Consider the following 14,442-nt stretch of genomic DNA (forward strand, 5'->3'; position numbering starts at 1 on the left):
AAATAGTTAGATACTACTGCTATGCAAAAAACTATCCAATGTTTCTTTGACACGCGTTTTAAGTGTCATATCAAGCGATGATTGCGCCGTTTTAACTTCGCAGCCGCCTCGCTCTAACGTTGGCTCTGCAATCAACTGCCAGTTATTATCTGTCACTGTTTGCTCGCCATAACTTTGCTTTATTAGCTCTAAATCTTCGGGGTGTAAATGAATGCGTACTTTTTCTTGCTCGGTATTAAGCGCATCAATACTGTGTTTAAGGGTGTGTAAAATAACATCAGGAGAGGTTTTTACTTCTTGATAAATAATAGCTTCTGCAAGCATAACGGCTAATTGCACTAATTGCTTTTCAACTTGCTCATCTACTTTACTTAGCGGCGCGGTTAACCCCTCTAAAATACTACGTAGGCCAGTTAACTGCTCCTCTATTAGTGGTTTTACATCTTCTTGGCCTTGGGTTTTTCCCAGCTCTAGGCCCTCTTTGTAGCCAGCTTCTTTACCTTCGGTAACACCTTTATCAAAACCATCTATGTAACCTTGCTCGTGCCCTTGTTTTACACCTTCTTCAAACGCATCTTGTCTAATGCGCTCAAGTTCGGCCATAGTAAGCGCAGGTAACTCAGGTTCTTGCGGCTCTTCAATTAGCGACTCTTCAGCCATTTCTTTTCGATACAACTCAGCAAGCGGTGTACCAAAGGCAGTAGAGCGATTACCAAAGCTTTTTTCATCGGGTGCTACATCAGGAACATCCCAGTGCTTTAATAGTTCATCGGCTTCATCTGCGTGCAGTGGACGCCCTTTGTGCATTGACGATTTAGTCATGGTTTATAAAAACTCCTCGCCGCCGCCGCCGCCAAGCTGTATTTCGCCCGAGTCAGACAATCGACGCGCCGTAGAGAGTATTTCTTTTTGCGCTGCTTCTACTTCACTAATACGCACTGGTGCCATTGCCTCTAAGTCATCGGCAAGCATTTCGGCAGCACGTTTAGACATATTACCGAGTATTTTTTCTTTAAGCGCATCGTCTGTACCTTTAATAGCTTTCATTAGTACGTCTTGTTGTACTTCGCGTAAAATTGCTTGAATACCACGGTCGTCTACGTCCATTAAGTTTTCAAACACAAACATAAGATCTTGAATTTGTTGCGACATTTCTTCGTCATGCTCACGAATAGAGTCCATTAACTGCCCTTCTACGTTGGTATCTAGGTAGTTCATAATATCGGCAGCCGCTTTTAAGCCACCCATTTTCGCAGCTTGCGCACCCGCTTGGCCTGCAAACTGTTTTTCCATAATTTCGTTAAGCTCTTGCAAGGCAGCTGGCTGCACTTCTTCAAGGTTAGCAATACGCATGGTTAAATCTAGGCGCACTTTATCAGGAAACTGCGCCAGTATTTCGGCAGATTGCTCAGGCTCTAAATAAGATAATACAATGGTTTGAATTTGCGGATGCTCATTACGAATAATGTTAGCTACTTGCTTCGAGTCCATCCACTTTAACGAATCTAGCCCTTTAGCGCCCGATCCCATTACTATTTGGTCAATTAAGCTGGCAGCTTTATCTTCACCTAATGCAGCAGTAAGCGCTTTTTTAATAAAGTCTTCTGATTGAAAACCAATTGTACTAAAGCTTTGAATTTGCTCTATAAATAAATTATGTACTGCGCTTATTTTAGCTTGCGATAGATCCTGCAAACCGGCCATCGCCATACCCACTTTTTGCACCTGTTTGGGCTCTAAGTGTTTGAGTATTTGCGCTGCATCTTCTTCAGATAAACTTAATAGCAGTATGGCCGCTTTATCTACGCCATCTAGCTTATCAACATCAAATGCTGCTGGGAGTTGTTTTTGGTTTTGATCAGTCATCTTCTGTTAACCACGCTTTCACTACTTGTGATGATAGTTCTGGTTCATTAGCTACAAGGGCACGTACGGCTTTAAGTAAGTCTTCGTCACCATGTAAATCGGGTAGCTGCAGTGTACCATCGCTTGAGAAGCCAACTGAAGCAGAATCAAAGTCTTTATTTAGCATATCTAAGCTATTATCGCCAATATCAACCCCTGAGCTAAGTGCATCTTCATCGTACTCATCAAGCGTGCTGTCTGGGTAAATTAAGCGTTTTAGCATAGGTTTAACTACAGCCATAATCAACACAATAATAACCAATGCAGCCAGTACTAAGCGTACTATTTTCATAAACCAGTCTTGTTCCCATAAAGGTACTTCAAAACTCATATCTACGGCTTCTCGTACAAAGGGAACTGTTACTACTTCTAGGGCATCGCCGCGCTGTATATCAAAGCCAACACCACCTTGTAATAAACGTCGAATATTTGACAGTGCCTCAACCGAGCGCGGGGTCATGGTGGTTTCACCGTTTTCGCCCACTGTTGGCAAATAATCAACCGCTACCGATACACTAATTCTGCGAATCGTGCCGCTTTGTTGGCGCTTATGCGAAATAGTAGTATCGAGCTCATAGTTACGCGTGGCTTCTTTATGCGTACGACTCGGTGAAGTAGCACTTCCTGCGCCGCCTTGGCCTGCTACTTCTGGAATATCTGAATTTACCGGAGGCTGATTACTTAACGCGCCAGGAATACCCACAGCTAAGCCGCCTATGTTGTTTTCCTCAAACGTGGTTTCGCTTCTTACCGCTGGTAGGTCTGGGTTATAACGTTTTTGCGTTTCTTCTAATGAGCTAAAGTCCATGCTCAAATCAACTTGCGCAGTGTAATTACTCAAACCAACAATAGGGATTAAAATGCTATCAATTTTTTCTAGGTATTCTTGCTCGCGCTTACGCTCTAGGTCGTACTCTTTACGAGAACGCGCAGAAAGTGAGCTTTGTGAGCCCGAATTTAATAAACGGCCATTTTGATCGGTAACCGTTACACGTGCAGGCTCAAGCCCTTGCACAGCTGAGGCTATAATATCCACAACAGAGTCTACTTCTTCGCTGTTAAGCGAGCGTCCGCGTTTAAGCGTAAGTACGACCGTTGCTGATGGTTTTTTCTCTCTGCGGGCAAATACGTTTTCTTTTGGAATAGCTAACAGCACCTTGGCGCGAGTGATGTTATTTAGCTCTTCTATAGTGCGGGCAAGTTGTTGCTCTCGGCCATGCTTTAGGCGCTCGCGCTCTAAGCGCTGGCTTACACCAAAGCCCATGTCTTGCATTATTATGTCTGAACCAGAAGTAGGACCTTGATCCAAGCCTTCGCGAGTCATTAGTAATTTTATATTTTGGTATTCGCTTTCATCAACCGACACTACATTGCCATCTAGTTGATAATCTATTTTTTGCGCATCTAAAAAATCAAGCGTTTGAATTAGCTCTTCGGTGGGCATTTTACCTAATGGGCGCATATCTGGCTGACGTGCCCAAATAATCACAAAAATGGCAATTGCCAAACAAATCGCCAGTGCTATAACAAGGGTAACTTGACGCAATACATCAACACCGCTTAACGCACTTAAATAGCCCGACTTTTGTTCTTGTTGATCGTCACTATCGCTTTGCTCAATACCGCCACTAGCAAGTGCAAGATCTGTAGATTGATTAGATTGCGCCACAATTATTCTCCACTACCTGATTAAACAGGCATATTCATGATTTCTTTGTAAGCTTCAACAAGTTTATTACGCACTTGTACGGTCGCTTCAAATGCAACAGAAGACTTTTGCGAAGCAATCATTGCCTCAGCAAGCGATACGCTTCTGTCGCCCATTTCAACCGCTTTTACTTTTTGACCTGTGTCTTGCTGTAACTCATGCACAGTATTGAGCGCATTGCTAAGCATATCGCCAAATTGTGCTGATGACGTAGACTGAACTTGCGTAGGCAATTTATTAATTTGATTATTACGGCCCGCTTCTAAGGCCATTGATTGCATTTCTTGAAATACAGCGCTATTTTGAATTTTCATTATTTGTCTCTAACAATGCAGTTAACTCTTAAGGTTAATAAAGCACAAAACGTGCCACATAAATAAAGCTTTAAATACATGGTGTTACAGTTAGTTTTTACTTAGTCAGAGTTTTGACAGCCCTAAATTCAAGGTATTGAATTTAGGGCTTTTTTGAAGGTTATGCAGGAAGTGAAATACCTAAGTCGCGCATTTGCGCTAGTTTATAACGTAAAGTTCGCGGGCTAATACCCAAAGTTTCGGCTACGTCTTTACGCTTGCCTTGGCAACGCGCAAGTGTTTCTAAAATAATTCGATGCTCTTTATCTTTAAGCTCATCTTTATAACTGCCTGTATCTTGAGCGAGTAAATCTGATTTTTGCTCATTCGGTGTTTGATCATCAAGCTTTTCATCACCCGACTTTTCGTCATTAATAACGGCTGTTGTTTTACTATCGTAATAGGCGCTAGTTAACGCACTTTCACTAATTGCTGGCTCTACTACAAAGTTACTTGGGGCTAAATTTTCAATAAAAATAGCTTGCTCACCTATGCTGTTACCACTGCGCAGTATAAGCGCACGCTGAATTACGTTATCAAGCTCACGCACATTACCTGGCCATGTATGGCTAAGGAGCTTTTGCTCAGCTTGCTTATCTAAAATAGCCAGCGGCTGCTTAGCTTTTATTAAATGGCGTTCAATTAAGTGCTTCGCCAACACAATTATATCGCCAGGGCGCTCGCACAATGGCCGCCACATTAGCGGAAAAACGTTAAGGCGATAATATAAATCTTCCCTAAACTGATTATTCGCTACCGCTTGTTTTAAATCGCGGTTACTGGTTGCGAGTATGCGTACATCCAGCGCAATGGTTTTACGACTCCCTAAGCGTTCAACTTCACGCTCTTGTAATACACGCAGTAGTTTAACTTGTAAGCCTAAATCCATTTCGGTAATTTCATCAAGTAAAATTGTACCGCCCTGTGCTTGCTCAAACTTACCTGGGCATGCCTGAATCGCGCCAGTAAACGCGCCTTTTTCGTAGCCAAATAATGTTGCTTCTAGCATGTTTTCAGGAATAGCTGCACAGTTAATAGCCACAAAAGGCTTTGCTGCACGCGCTGATTTATCATGAATAAACCGCGCTAATACTTCTTTACCCGAGCCACTTGGTCCCAGCACCATAACACTGGCGTCTGATTTAGCTACCCTGCTTGCAAGCTCCAACAATTGAATACTCGTTGGATCGGCAACAATAGGGCCGTCGGTTTCTTTGGGTTTTTCGGGCAAATAGCGACTCACCATATTTAATAGCACCTCGGGTGCAAATGGTTTGGCCATATAATCAATCGCGCCTAAGCGCATTGCCTCTACCGCATCGTCAATAGTTGCGTAGGCGGTCATCATTAATACCGGTAAATCGGGGTAATTTAATTTAATACTGCGCAGTAAATCTAGGCCGCTCATAGCGCCCATTTGCACATCGCTCACCACTAACGAAAAGGATTCTTTTTTAAGTAGTAACATTGCTTGCTCAGCACTGTCGGCAGCAACGCATTCAATACCCGACATTTCTAGGGTATCTATTAATGCTTCGCGAAGTCCTGCGTCGTCCTCTACAACTAAAATAGTATTACTCATAACGATTCCTCTAATTTAGATGCTGCGCTAATTGGCAATAACAGATTAAAACAAGCGCCGCCATGTACATTATTAGTCACCTCAATACGCCCTTGGTGCGCATTAGCAACAGAGCTAACAACCGCCAACCCTAAGCCTGTGCCTTGGCTGCTAGTGGTAAAAAATGGTTCAAACAGTTTATCTACCTGCTGTAGGTCAACACCTGGGCCATTATCACTCACGCTAATGCGTACAAAATCTGGGGTTTGCAAATCGCGCATTGCACTTACTTGCACTTGTGCCCCAGCGCCTATAATTTGAATACTGTTATGAATCAGGTTTTGAATCGCACTGGCAAGCGCGGTTTTATTCCCTAAAATCGCAATGTCGGGCTCAGGTAAGCTTACATCAAGCTCACTGTTATTAAGCGTTACCATGGCATCTGCACCGGTTTTTACTTCGCTTAATAATTGCTGCATAGACACCTGCTCAACCACATGCTGATCGCCACTTTTGGCAAATAGCAGCATGTCGTTTACTTGGTTTTCTAAATCTTTTAAGCGCGACATTAATTTAGTTTGAAAGTTATCGCGCGACGCTTCGGGTAAGCGTTTTGAACCTAAATTAGCAGCATAAAGCATAGCCGCCGACAGCGGCGTACGTACTTGGTGCGCCAAAGATGCCACCATTTTACCCAGCGCACTTAAACGCTGCATATGTGCAACCCGCTTTTGTAAGCGGCGGGTTTCACTCAAGTCTGTCATTAAAATAAGTTGCCCAGGCTCTGGGGCAAGTGCGGTAATATCAAGTTTTATTAAGCGCCCGTCTTTTAAAGACACTTCGTGGCCATCATCTTGCTGAGGCCGAAAAGAGCGCTGAATAACACTAAACCACTTTTCGCCTTCAAGCGGCTCGCCAAGCATATCAATCGCAATTTGATTCGCTTTCGCTATCATGCCTTTACCATCAAGCACAATTACTCCTGCGGGCATAGTATCTACTAAATGCGAAAGCCAACTAGCCTGTTTACGCAGATCACTTAACTCCCCTATATACTCCTCTTGAAGTAAACATGGGTTATACTGATTTGCAGAAATAAACTGTGGTTTTAACACACTAGCAAGTGCCATAATCAAATCTCTAATTGATGCAGATACAGTTTCAAATGCACAATTTATACCACCTTTTATTACCATGTATATCATTGAGTTACACAGTAAAAATGCGCGACATTAAAATGACGCGCAAATAAAAGCACCGCAACTAAGGAATTATAATGACCAAGCAAACCCGCTGCTCATGGCTCGACACCAGCAAACCCGACTACGTTGCATACCACGATAATGAATGGGGAGTGCCAGTGTATGACGATAAAAAGCTGTTTGAATTTTTAACGCTGGAGTCGGCGCAAGCAGGCTTGAGTTGGTACACTATTTTAAAAAAGCGTAATGGTTATAAAAATGCTTTTGCCGATTTTGATGCACACAAAGTAGCAGCATTTACCGAGCAAGATATTGAGCGACTAATGCTTGATGCGGGTATTGTGCGCAATCGCTTAAAAATTGCTGCTACTGTAAATAACGCCAAATGCTTTATTAAAATTCAGCAAGAGTTTGGCAGTTTCAGTAACTATCAATGGCAGTTTGTTGGCAATAAGCCGCAAGTAAGTAATTTAAATTCTGCTGACAACGCCCCAGCAATTACCCCTACCTCAAGCGCATTTGCTAAAGATTTAAAAAAGCGTGGTTTTAAGTTTTTAGGGCCAACAACCGTATACGCCCATATGCAAGCCTGCGGCATGGTTAACGATCACAGTAATAATTGTTTTAGAAAAGAAAAAGTTAAAAAGCTAGGGGCTAGGCAAACAGTCTGATTTCAGGCTTTTAATCAAGCCTCTGTAATTAGTGCGCGCGTCAGCAAGCTTAACGCCTACAGCAAAAGCTAAACGCTGTGCTTGGTTATTTTTTACCTAAAGCCTGAACCCTGACACCTAAAACCTGATAGCTGCCCTTAATTTTTAGTCTCTCGACAAGTTATATTTTTTCATTTTTTCGACCAAAGTAGTGCGGCGTACCCCGAGTATTTCAGCGGCGCGGGCAACTACATAATCAAAGCGCTCTAATGCTTGAGTAATTAAGTTAATTTCCAGCTCGGCTAAGTATTCTTTAAGCTCAATCCCTTCGCTGGGTAACAAGCCTGAATCTGCTGCTGTAGAGTGTTCGGGTTCATCGTCATAATCGCTAAAGTCGGTGCTAAATATGTCGTTAAAAGCATCGCGCTCCATTAACTCTTCTGGGTACTGCGGCTCATAGGCTTCAACTTCAATATAGCGATACTTAGCCGGTAAATCGGGAACATCTACCACTTTTTCTGGGAACATTATCACCATTCGCTCAACTAAGTTTGCAAGCTCGCGAATATTACCCGGCCAACTATGTTCTTTTAAACTCTCGACCGCGCGCTCAGTAAACTTAGCGGTTGAGCCACTTTGCTCATTAACGCGGCGCATTAACTCTTTTAATAACAGCGGTATGTCATCGGCGCGCTGAGTAAGCGACGGGCTTTCAATAGGGAATACGTTTAATCGGTAGTATAAATCTTCACGAAACGTGCCTTGCTCTATCATGGTTTCGAGGTTGCGATGGGTTGCAGCAATAATACGTACATCAGCCTGAATCGCTTTTGTACCACCTACTCGCTCATAACTGCGTTCTTGCAATACGCGCAGCAACTTAACTTGCATTTGCAGCGGCATATCGCCTATTTCATCTAAAAATAGTGTACCGCCTTGCGCCAGTTCAAAACGCCCTTTACGAGCAGAAATTGCCCCTGTAAATGCGCCTTTTTCATGGCCAAACAATTCACTTTCGAGCAACTCCCCCGGAATCGCACCACAGTTAACTGGTACAAAAGGCCCTTTAAGGCGTTTAGACAATAAATGTACGTTACGCGCCACTACCTCTTTACCTGTGCCCGACTCACCTAAAATAAGTACATTAGCATCGGTTTTTGCTACTTGCTCAATTAAAAAGCGCAGGTCTTTAACCGCAGATGTTTCACCTACTAGGCCATCAAAAGTATTGTGTGGTTTACTGTGTTTGTGCTCAATAGGCAACATGCGCTGATATTGTTGGCAGTCGTGTAATAGTTGCGTGGTTATTTCGTGGCTAAATGGCTCACAAATTAACCCCACTACATTAGCAATACTCAGTAAAGGCTTGAGTGTTTCGCCAATTAGTAAAAAAGGAAACGTAGGGTAGCGTTTAATTAAACTTTCGTGATCAAGCGCCTGCAATGCACCTAAAATTACAATGCATTCTTTACTTTGATACTTACTACATGCTTGCTCAAAGTCGGCTTCCGTTTGTAATTGCACCGCTTCACCAATAAAAGTAAGTGAGGCATATAATCCTATCGAGCGATTGTTATTATTATCTAAAATTAAGATCATATTTAGCGGGCCATTCATTTCACTAATTTATTTTGTTAATCAAATTGTAAGCCAGTTGAAATTGTATGCAAGCACTAGTGGCGACTTTTTGACATAAACGCCAAAAAACAGACACTTTAATTAAAGCAACAATACTTAAGGATTAACCATTAAGTATTAAGGTTATAAAGGCCCCCTACATTCGCATAATAAATTAATCGCAAAGCTTAATACTTAAATTAGAGATATAAAGTCACTTTATAATAAAAATATTCACTAATATTTACTTAAGTTGCTGCCTTAAATGCCGATAAGTAAGTATATATAAAATGCTTGGCATTATAATTGCTGGCATTGTATTAATATTTTTAGTTATCAAAATTTAGGATCTTCTCATGGCACATGCATCAATTAAAAAATACGGTCAAGTTCGTGCAAGCAGCATTAGCGAAATGACACCTTACGAACAAATAAACCTAATTTTTAGTAACATTATCGGGCGCTTAGCTGCAACCAAAGGTTTTATTGAACGCAAAGAAATTGAAAAAAAGGGCGAAAACATTTCAGCCTGCATTTTACTTTTTGGCGCATTACAAGACGCACTTAATTTTGACGTTGAGCAAGGCTCAGAAATTTCAGACAACTTATTAGCGTTATACGACTATTGCCAGCGTACACTAACTAAAGCTAACTTAAATAACGACACAGCAGCAATTATGGAAGTTTCTAGCATAGTGAAAGAAATAAAAGAAGGGTGGGATAATATTCCTGCTAGCGAACGCTCTCCTGCAGTTTAATTTATTATGCCTTTAATTACTGACCAACAGCCAGCAGAGCAAATTAAACAATTGCTCTGCGAGCTTGAAACACTGGTAAATAACAACGATGCTGACGCAGCAGCTTTACAGCTTGAAGCGTTAAATACGTGTTTAAAAAGCTGGTGCGAAAGCGCTGAGCAGCCAAGTAGTGACGAGCTTATAACAACACAAGCGCATATTAATGCTATTTTAACTCAAGCTAATATCCATAAAGACGACTCGTTTAAAGCCTTGTTAAAGCATAAAAAGTCAGACAAAGCGATCAGCGCTTACAAAAGCACTTAAAAAGACAGTTAGCATAATAAGAAGTAAATTAAACGATGGTTTTATACTTTTCTTCTCTAAAGCGCAGCGCCTCTTAATATCTTTTTGTGAATAAATTATTTAAAGATCATTTTGCACAAAGAGAAAACAATGAGAGTAAATGAGGAGTAAATTAAACACATAATTGAGTGTCTTTTTTCTTCTCTAAAGCGCAGCGCCTCTTAGCCTCTTTTTGTGAATAAATTATTTAAAGATCATTTTTCACAAAGAGAAAACAATGAGAGTAAATGAGGAGTGAGTTAAACAAGTAATTTAGTGCCTTTTCTTCTCTAAAGCGCAGCGCCTCTTAATATCTTTTTGTGAATAAATTATTTAAAGATCATTTTGCACAAAGAGAAAACAATGAGAGTAAATGAGAAGTAAATTAAACACATAATTGAGTGTCTTTTTTCTTCTCTAAAGCGCAGCGCCCTCTTAACCTCTTTGTGAATATATTTACTTAAATCAAATATGCATAGCGAGGGAGGACGCGGGGAATGAGAAGTGAGTTAAACAAGTAATTTAGTGCCTTTTCTTCTCTAAAGCGCAGCGCCTCTTAGCCTTTTTGTGAGTAAATCACTTAAAGCTTTTTTGCACTGTTTTAATCTGTTTAACGCAAAAAGTGCGGTATTGTTGTGATTAAATAAAACCGCACTTATAAAACTAAAAACTGCCTTTTCGCAAGCTCAGTATTTGTCTTAGCCTAAAGCCCAGTATATTCCCTAAAGCCTAACCCTTAACTACTTAGACTTTCTAACTACGCCTGGCATATTATCTAACTGAGATTGAAGATAACTACTGGTTGAGTTTAAACCTGCTACTAATAAATCCATGCTGTTGTACTGCGCATAAAGGCGCGACTCTAACGACTGCATTTTACGTGCAAACGATACTCGTTCGTCATCAATCCCGCGAAGCTGACCTTCTTTACTCTCTATCCTGTTTTGAATTAAGCCATCAGACTTTGTATAAAAGTTCATTAACTCATCAAACGATTGGGCAAAGCCGCCTTCGTCTTTATTTTCACCAATAAAAAACTGCTGCACTAAATCAACATCATTTTTTACTTGCTCATCTAAGCGTTCGCTATCTAAGCTTAATTTACCATAGCGGTCGGCCTCAACACCTAACTGCGATAGCGACAAAGAGTTACCATCGCCTAAGTCAACACTGTTGGTAATTTCTTGCCTTAACTTTGACATAACACCACGTAGCAGAGAATCACCCGCCATTACGCCAGCACCATCTTCGCCAGATTTACCCAAGTTTTTACTTAGCTCTAACAGCTCGTTATAGCTTTTAATAAAGCTATCTAGCCCTGCTTTTATATTATTGTTATTTTCTTTAACGGTTAGCTTACTTAAGTCGTCGTCAACACCTTGTGCTTTTTTAGCCGTAATAGTCACGCCATCAATCACGTTTTTAAATTCGTTAGTGCTACTAGTTACTGTTACTGTGCCGTCAATAGTTATTGACGCATCAACAGCGGCAACCACTTCGCTCACATTTTTTATTCCTGCAGGTGCAGGGTCAAATGCTAAACGCGAAAGGCCTAGGGTATCGGTGTTGTTAGCATCGTCATCGGCCACTGCAATTTTAATTTGGTTTTCTACACCACTGGTTTGAGCCGAAAACACTAAGCGCTGGCCAGTATCATCTGTAATTATGGTGGCGTTAATGCTTTTGTTATCTTTACTGCTATTTATTGCATCGCGCACTTCGCTAAGCGTTGCAGTGTTTGATACTGCAATATCAAAGCTATTATCGCCCGAGCTTAACGTCATGGTGCCAGCGCCAACAGGGTTGGTGGCATCAAACGCACTCGACATTATTTTATGCTCAGTGGCTAAATTATTTACTTTTACTGAGTAGCCACCTGGTTGGGCGTCTTTATCTGAGCTAAGCGATATAAAATCATCATTACCCGATGTCGTACGTTTTTGATAGTTATCAACGTCGCCTAGTCCTGTCATCGACTGCTGTACCTTTTCAAGCGCGGCCTTTAATGCCCCCACCGCCGATATATCGGTAGTTAAGCTACCTTCTTTTCTATTTAAGCGCGCTTCAAATGGGGCTTTTTCGGCATTAACCAATGCACCCACAATTTCAGATACTTGTAAGCCTGAACCTAAGCCAGTAAACGAAATAGCCATGTTTATACCCCTTTACACTATTAAATAAAAAACAAAAAACTTAAAAAACGCAGCTGCTATTTAGTTATATACTTATATAGCTATACCGTTTGGTCAATTAATAAACCCGCAGTTTCAGACAACTTAGACACTAAACTTAACACTTCTTCCGAAGGGTATTGTTTAATTACATCGCCAGTGGCTTTATCGAGCACTTTAATTACATCGCGGCCTGAATCTTCATCAACTTTAAACTGCAAACTACGGTTCATTTCGCCCATAAAATCCTGCAATTGCTGCGCCACTTTTTCAAGCTGTTCACGCTCAAGCGATTGTTGCTGCTGCATAGCAGTGTCGGCACTACTTTGATACTGCTGTGCTTGTGAAGCACTTTTTTTAACATCGTCAATAGCGCCAGCAGTTAATACTGTACTGGCTTGCCCTGCTTTACTTTCGCTAGCTTGCCCAGTATTACTTGCCGTTACTAAAGCTTCTGCGCCTGAGGTAATTGTATTCATAACGCCTCCTAAATAGCTTTAAACATTGCATTGTACACTATTTATAAATTAGCTTAATTTAGCAAGTTAAACGACAAAAGGAGATGAACAAAGCCATCTCCTTTTTTAAATTACTAATACTGACTTTTGGTATTAGTTAGCTATTAACCTAGTAAGCTAAGTGCTGCTTGTGGCAACTGGTTTGCTTGCGAGAGTATTGACGTACCCGCTTGTTGCAATATTTGGTTCTTCGTCATTTGCGCTGTTTCAGTAGCGTAATCTGTATCCATAATACGACTACGTGATGCCGACGCATTTTCTTGAATATTCGCTAAGTTACTAATCGTTTGGCTAAAGCGATTTTGCGTGGCACCTAACTCGGCGCGTTCATTACCAATTTGCTGTAAAGCGGCATCAATCACATCTATTGCTGATTGTGAACCACCCGAAGTCGATATATCTAAATCCTCAATCGATGTTAAAGTTTTAGCGCCAACCGTTGCAGCACCAGCACCAGTGAGTGTACCTCCTGCAGTTAGTGATGCACTAGCATTTTTGATATCTATCGTTGCATTTGTATAATCCAAACGGCCGGTTACTGTAGAAGTTTCACTTACTGTAGTGCCAGTTGCTGCAGTCGTAGTTATACCACCAGTCACGGCACCTGCACCATCATAAGCAGAAACTGTACCGACAGCATTTGCATCAGTACCTCCTTCAGTAATCTTCATTGTTACGTCTATATTTTTACCATCTTTATTGGTAAATACCAATAAATCGCTATCAGGATCAACTGACGCTTTAATTCCTTGCTCTGCTAGTGCAGTTACTGTTGCTGCATCTATTGCATTAAATAATCTACTAACCTGAGCATCGTTATCCTCAGTTGCTAACATTGTTGCTGAAATCTCAACACCTGCAACATTTAAAGTAACAACATCGCCACCAGTTGTATCGGTTGAAAAGCCTCCAACTGCAACCTGCGTGGTACCACTAACACCAAACACACCATTAGTACCATTAACTTGACCTGCTAAATCAGCTGCGCTCATGCCAGTGGTTAATACAATATCTTTTGATTCAGTACCAACTTTCATTGTTAATGTGTCGTTAGCATCAAAAGCTTTTGGGGTTTTACTTGCACCTGAAAAACCTGATATAGCAGCAATCTCAATTTTTTTACCCGTTAAACCAATATCTTTAGCTGCTGATGAATTCAGGGTCACACCAATGGTTTGGTTACTGTCTGAACCTACTTGGAATTGCTGAGTACCGTAATCACCGTTTAATAACTTTTGACCACCATATGTGGTAGTATCGGCTATACGGGTTAGTTCGGTTTGTAATGCGGTTACTTCTTTTTGCAGTGCTTCACGGTCAGATGTAGAGTTAGAGCCGTTTGATGATTGCAGTGCTAAGTCACGCATACGCTGTAAAATATCGGTAGATGATTGTAATGCGCCTTCTGCGGTTTGCGTCATAGAAATACCATCGTTAGCGTTACGTTGCGCTACACCTAAACCACTAATTTGCGAAGTTAAACGTGTCCCGATTTGCATACCAGCCGCATCATCTTTAGCGCTGTTAATACGCATACCTGATGATAAACGTTCCATTGAAGTAGCTAAACCCTGACCAGATTTAGAAAGGTTACGCTGAGCGTTTAGTGAAGATACATTTGTATTTACTGATATAGCCATGATAAAACTCCTGATTACTTTCGTAATATTGCTTG

At 41.3% G+C, this 14,442-nt stretch carries 13 protein-coding genes; 3 read left to right on the plus strand and 10 right to left on the minus strand.

Annotation, left to right across the window (positions count from 1 at the left end; all coding sequences use genetic code 11):
* Positions 1 to 6: 6 nt before the first annotated feature.
* The 6 genes from fliH to I6E78_RS03445 all read right to left on the minus strand — a co-directional run bounded on the left by fliH (position 7) and on the right by I6E78_RS03445 (position 6,657).
* Entirely contained in the window at positions 7 to 822 is an 816-nt protein-coding gene (gene fliH / locus I6E78_RS03420) for a flagellar assembly protein FliH (protein ID WP_231617933.1), read from the minus strand.
* A gap of 3 nt (positions 823 to 825) precedes the next feature.
* On the minus strand, positions 826 to 1,866 hold the full coding sequence (gene fliG, locus I6E78_RS03425) for a flagellar motor switch protein FliG (RefSeq protein WP_011327486.1): 1,041 nt from the start codon (positions 1,864 to 1,866) through the stop codon (positions 826 to 828).
* A complete protein-coding gene (gene fliF, locus I6E78_RS03430) occupies positions 1,859 to 3,574 on the minus strand; it encodes a flagellar basal-body MS-ring/collar protein FliF (RefSeq protein WP_197181921.1) in 1,716 nt (571 codons plus the stop codon). Before fliF ends, fliG begins: the two co-directional genes overlap by 8 nt.
* A 20-nt stretch (positions 3,575 to 3,594) precedes the next feature.
* The gene (fliE, locus tag I6E78_RS03435) at positions 3,595 to 3,927 is read right to left on the minus strand and encodes a flagellar hook-basal body complex protein FliE (RefSeq protein ID WP_041454357.1); all 333 of its coding nucleotides are present in this window, start codon (positions 3,925 to 3,927) and stop codon (positions 3,595 to 3,597) included.
* Between the two features lie 160 nt (positions 3,928 to 4,087).
* Positions 4,088 to 5,548, minus strand: a complete 1,461-nt coding sequence (locus I6E78_RS03440) for a sigma-54-dependent transcriptional regulator (protein ID WP_197181922.1) — start codon at positions 5,546 to 5,548, stop codon at positions 4,088 to 4,090.
* Complete coding sequence (locus I6E78_RS03445) at positions 5,545 to 6,657, minus strand: sensor histidine kinase (RefSeq protein ID WP_089368937.1); 1,113 nt, start codon at positions 6,655 to 6,657, stop codon at positions 5,545 to 5,547. The genes I6E78_RS03440 and I6E78_RS03445 overlap by 4 nt, the downstream gene beginning before the upstream one ends.
* 146 nt (positions 6,658 to 6,803) lie before the next feature.
* Here I6E78_RS03445 and I6E78_RS03450 point away from each other — a divergent pair, with 146 nt between their 5' ends.
* On the plus strand, positions 6,804 to 7,400 hold the full coding sequence (locus I6E78_RS03450; protein ID WP_197181923.1) for a DNA-3-methyladenine glycosylase I: 597 nt from the start codon (positions 6,804 to 6,806) through the stop codon (positions 7,398 to 7,400).
* Positions 7,401 to 7,544: 144 nt separating this feature from the next.
* Here I6E78_RS03450 and I6E78_RS03455 read toward each other — a convergent pair whose 3' ends face one another.
* Positions 7,545 to 8,978 carry a sigma-54 dependent transcriptional regulator gene (locus I6E78_RS03455; protein WP_179807102.1) on the minus strand — a complete coding sequence of 478 codons (1,434 nt, stop codon included), beginning with the start codon at positions 8,976 to 8,978 and terminating at the stop codon, positions 7,545 to 7,547.
* A 374-nt stretch (positions 8,979 to 9,352) separates the two neighbouring features.
* On the opposite strand from I6E78_RS03455, the gene fliS reads away from it, so the two are divergent.
* Complete coding sequence (gene fliS, locus I6E78_RS03460; RefSeq protein ID WP_179807101.1) at positions 9,353 to 9,754, plus strand: flagellar export chaperone FliS; 402 nt, start codon at positions 9,353 to 9,355, stop codon at positions 9,752 to 9,754.
* 6 nt (positions 9,755 to 9,760) lie between these two features.
* Positions 9,761 to 10,060, plus strand: coding sequence for a hypothetical protein (locus tag I6E78_RS03465; RefSeq protein WP_011327478.1), 300 nt, complete (start codon positions 9,761 to 9,763; stop codon positions 10,058 to 10,060).
* Between the two features lie 758 nt (positions 10,061 to 10,818).
* Here the strand turns inward: I6E78_RS03465 and fliD are convergent.
* The 3 genes from fliD to I6E78_RS03480 all read right to left on the minus strand — a co-directional run bounded on the left by fliD (position 10,819) and on the right by I6E78_RS03480 (position 14,407).
* Entirely contained in the window at positions 10,819 to 12,231 is a 1,413-nt protein-coding gene (gene fliD / locus I6E78_RS03470; protein WP_197181924.1) for a flagellar filament capping protein FliD, read from the minus strand.
* An 80-nt stretch (positions 12,232 to 12,311) separates the two neighbouring features.
* A complete protein-coding gene (locus I6E78_RS03475; protein ID WP_197181925.1) occupies positions 12,312 to 12,728 on the minus strand; it encodes a flagellar protein FlaG in 417 nt (138 codons plus the stop codon).
* Positions 12,729 to 12,871: 143 nt separating this feature from the next.
* On the minus strand, positions 12,872 to 14,407 hold the full coding sequence (locus I6E78_RS03480; protein ID WP_197181926.1) for a flagellin: 1,536 nt from the start codon (positions 14,405 to 14,407) through the stop codon (positions 12,872 to 12,874).
* Between the last annotated feature and the right edge of the window lie 35 nt (positions 14,408 to 14,442).

It is taken from the genome of Pseudoalteromonas sp. NZS127, from assembly GCF_015864805.1.
Classification (GTDB): domain Bacteria; phylum Pseudomonadota; class Gammaproteobacteria; order Enterobacterales; family Alteromonadaceae; genus Pseudoalteromonas; species Pseudoalteromonas nigrifaciens.

Excerpts from the sequence above, each read along its gene's own strand:
- fliH (WP_231617933.1), bottom strand. The coding sequence starts at position 822 with ATGACTAAATCGTCAATGCACAAAGGGCGTCCACTGCACGCAGATGAA.
- fliG (WP_011327486.1), bottom strand. The coding sequence starts at position 1,866 with ATGACTGATCAAAACCAAAAACAACTCCCAGCAGCATTTGATGTTGAT.
- fliE (WP_041454357.1), bottom strand. The coding sequence starts at position 3,927 with ATGAAAATTCAAAATAGCGCTGTATTTCAAGAAATGCAATCAATGGCC.
- I6E78_RS03440 (WP_197181922.1), bottom strand. The coding sequence starts at position 5,548 with ATGAGTAATACTATTTTAGTTGTAGAGGACGACGCAGGACTTCGCGAA.
- I6E78_RS03445 (WP_089368937.1), bottom strand. The coding sequence starts at position 6,657 with ATGGCACTTGCTAGTGTGTTAAAACCACAGTTTATTTCTGCAAATCAG.
- I6E78_RS03450 (WP_197181923.1), top strand. The coding sequence starts at position 6,804 with ATGACCAAGCAAACCCGCTGCTCATGGCTCGACACCAGCAAACCCGAC.
- I6E78_RS03455 (WP_179807102.1), bottom strand. The coding sequence starts at position 8,978 with ATGATCTTAATTTTAGATAATAATAACAATCGCTCGATAGGATTATAT.
- fliS (WP_179807101.1), top strand. The coding sequence starts at position 9,353 with ATGGCACATGCATCAATTAAAAAATACGGTCAAGTTCGTGCAAGCAGC.
- I6E78_RS03465 (WP_011327478.1), top strand. The coding sequence starts at position 9,761 with ATGCCTTTAATTACTGACCAACAGCCAGCAGAGCAAATTAAACAATTG.
- fliD (WP_197181924.1), bottom strand. The coding sequence starts at position 12,231 with ATGGCTATTTCGTTTACTGGCTTAGGTTCAGGCTTACAAGTATCTGAA.
- I6E78_RS03475 (WP_197181925.1), bottom strand. The coding sequence starts at position 12,728 with ATGAATACAATTACCTCAGGCGCAGAAGCTTTAGTAACGGCAAGTAAT.
- I6E78_RS03480 (WP_197181926.1), bottom strand. The coding sequence starts at position 14,407 with ATGGCTATATCAGTAAATACAAATGTATCTTCACTAAACGCTCAGCGT.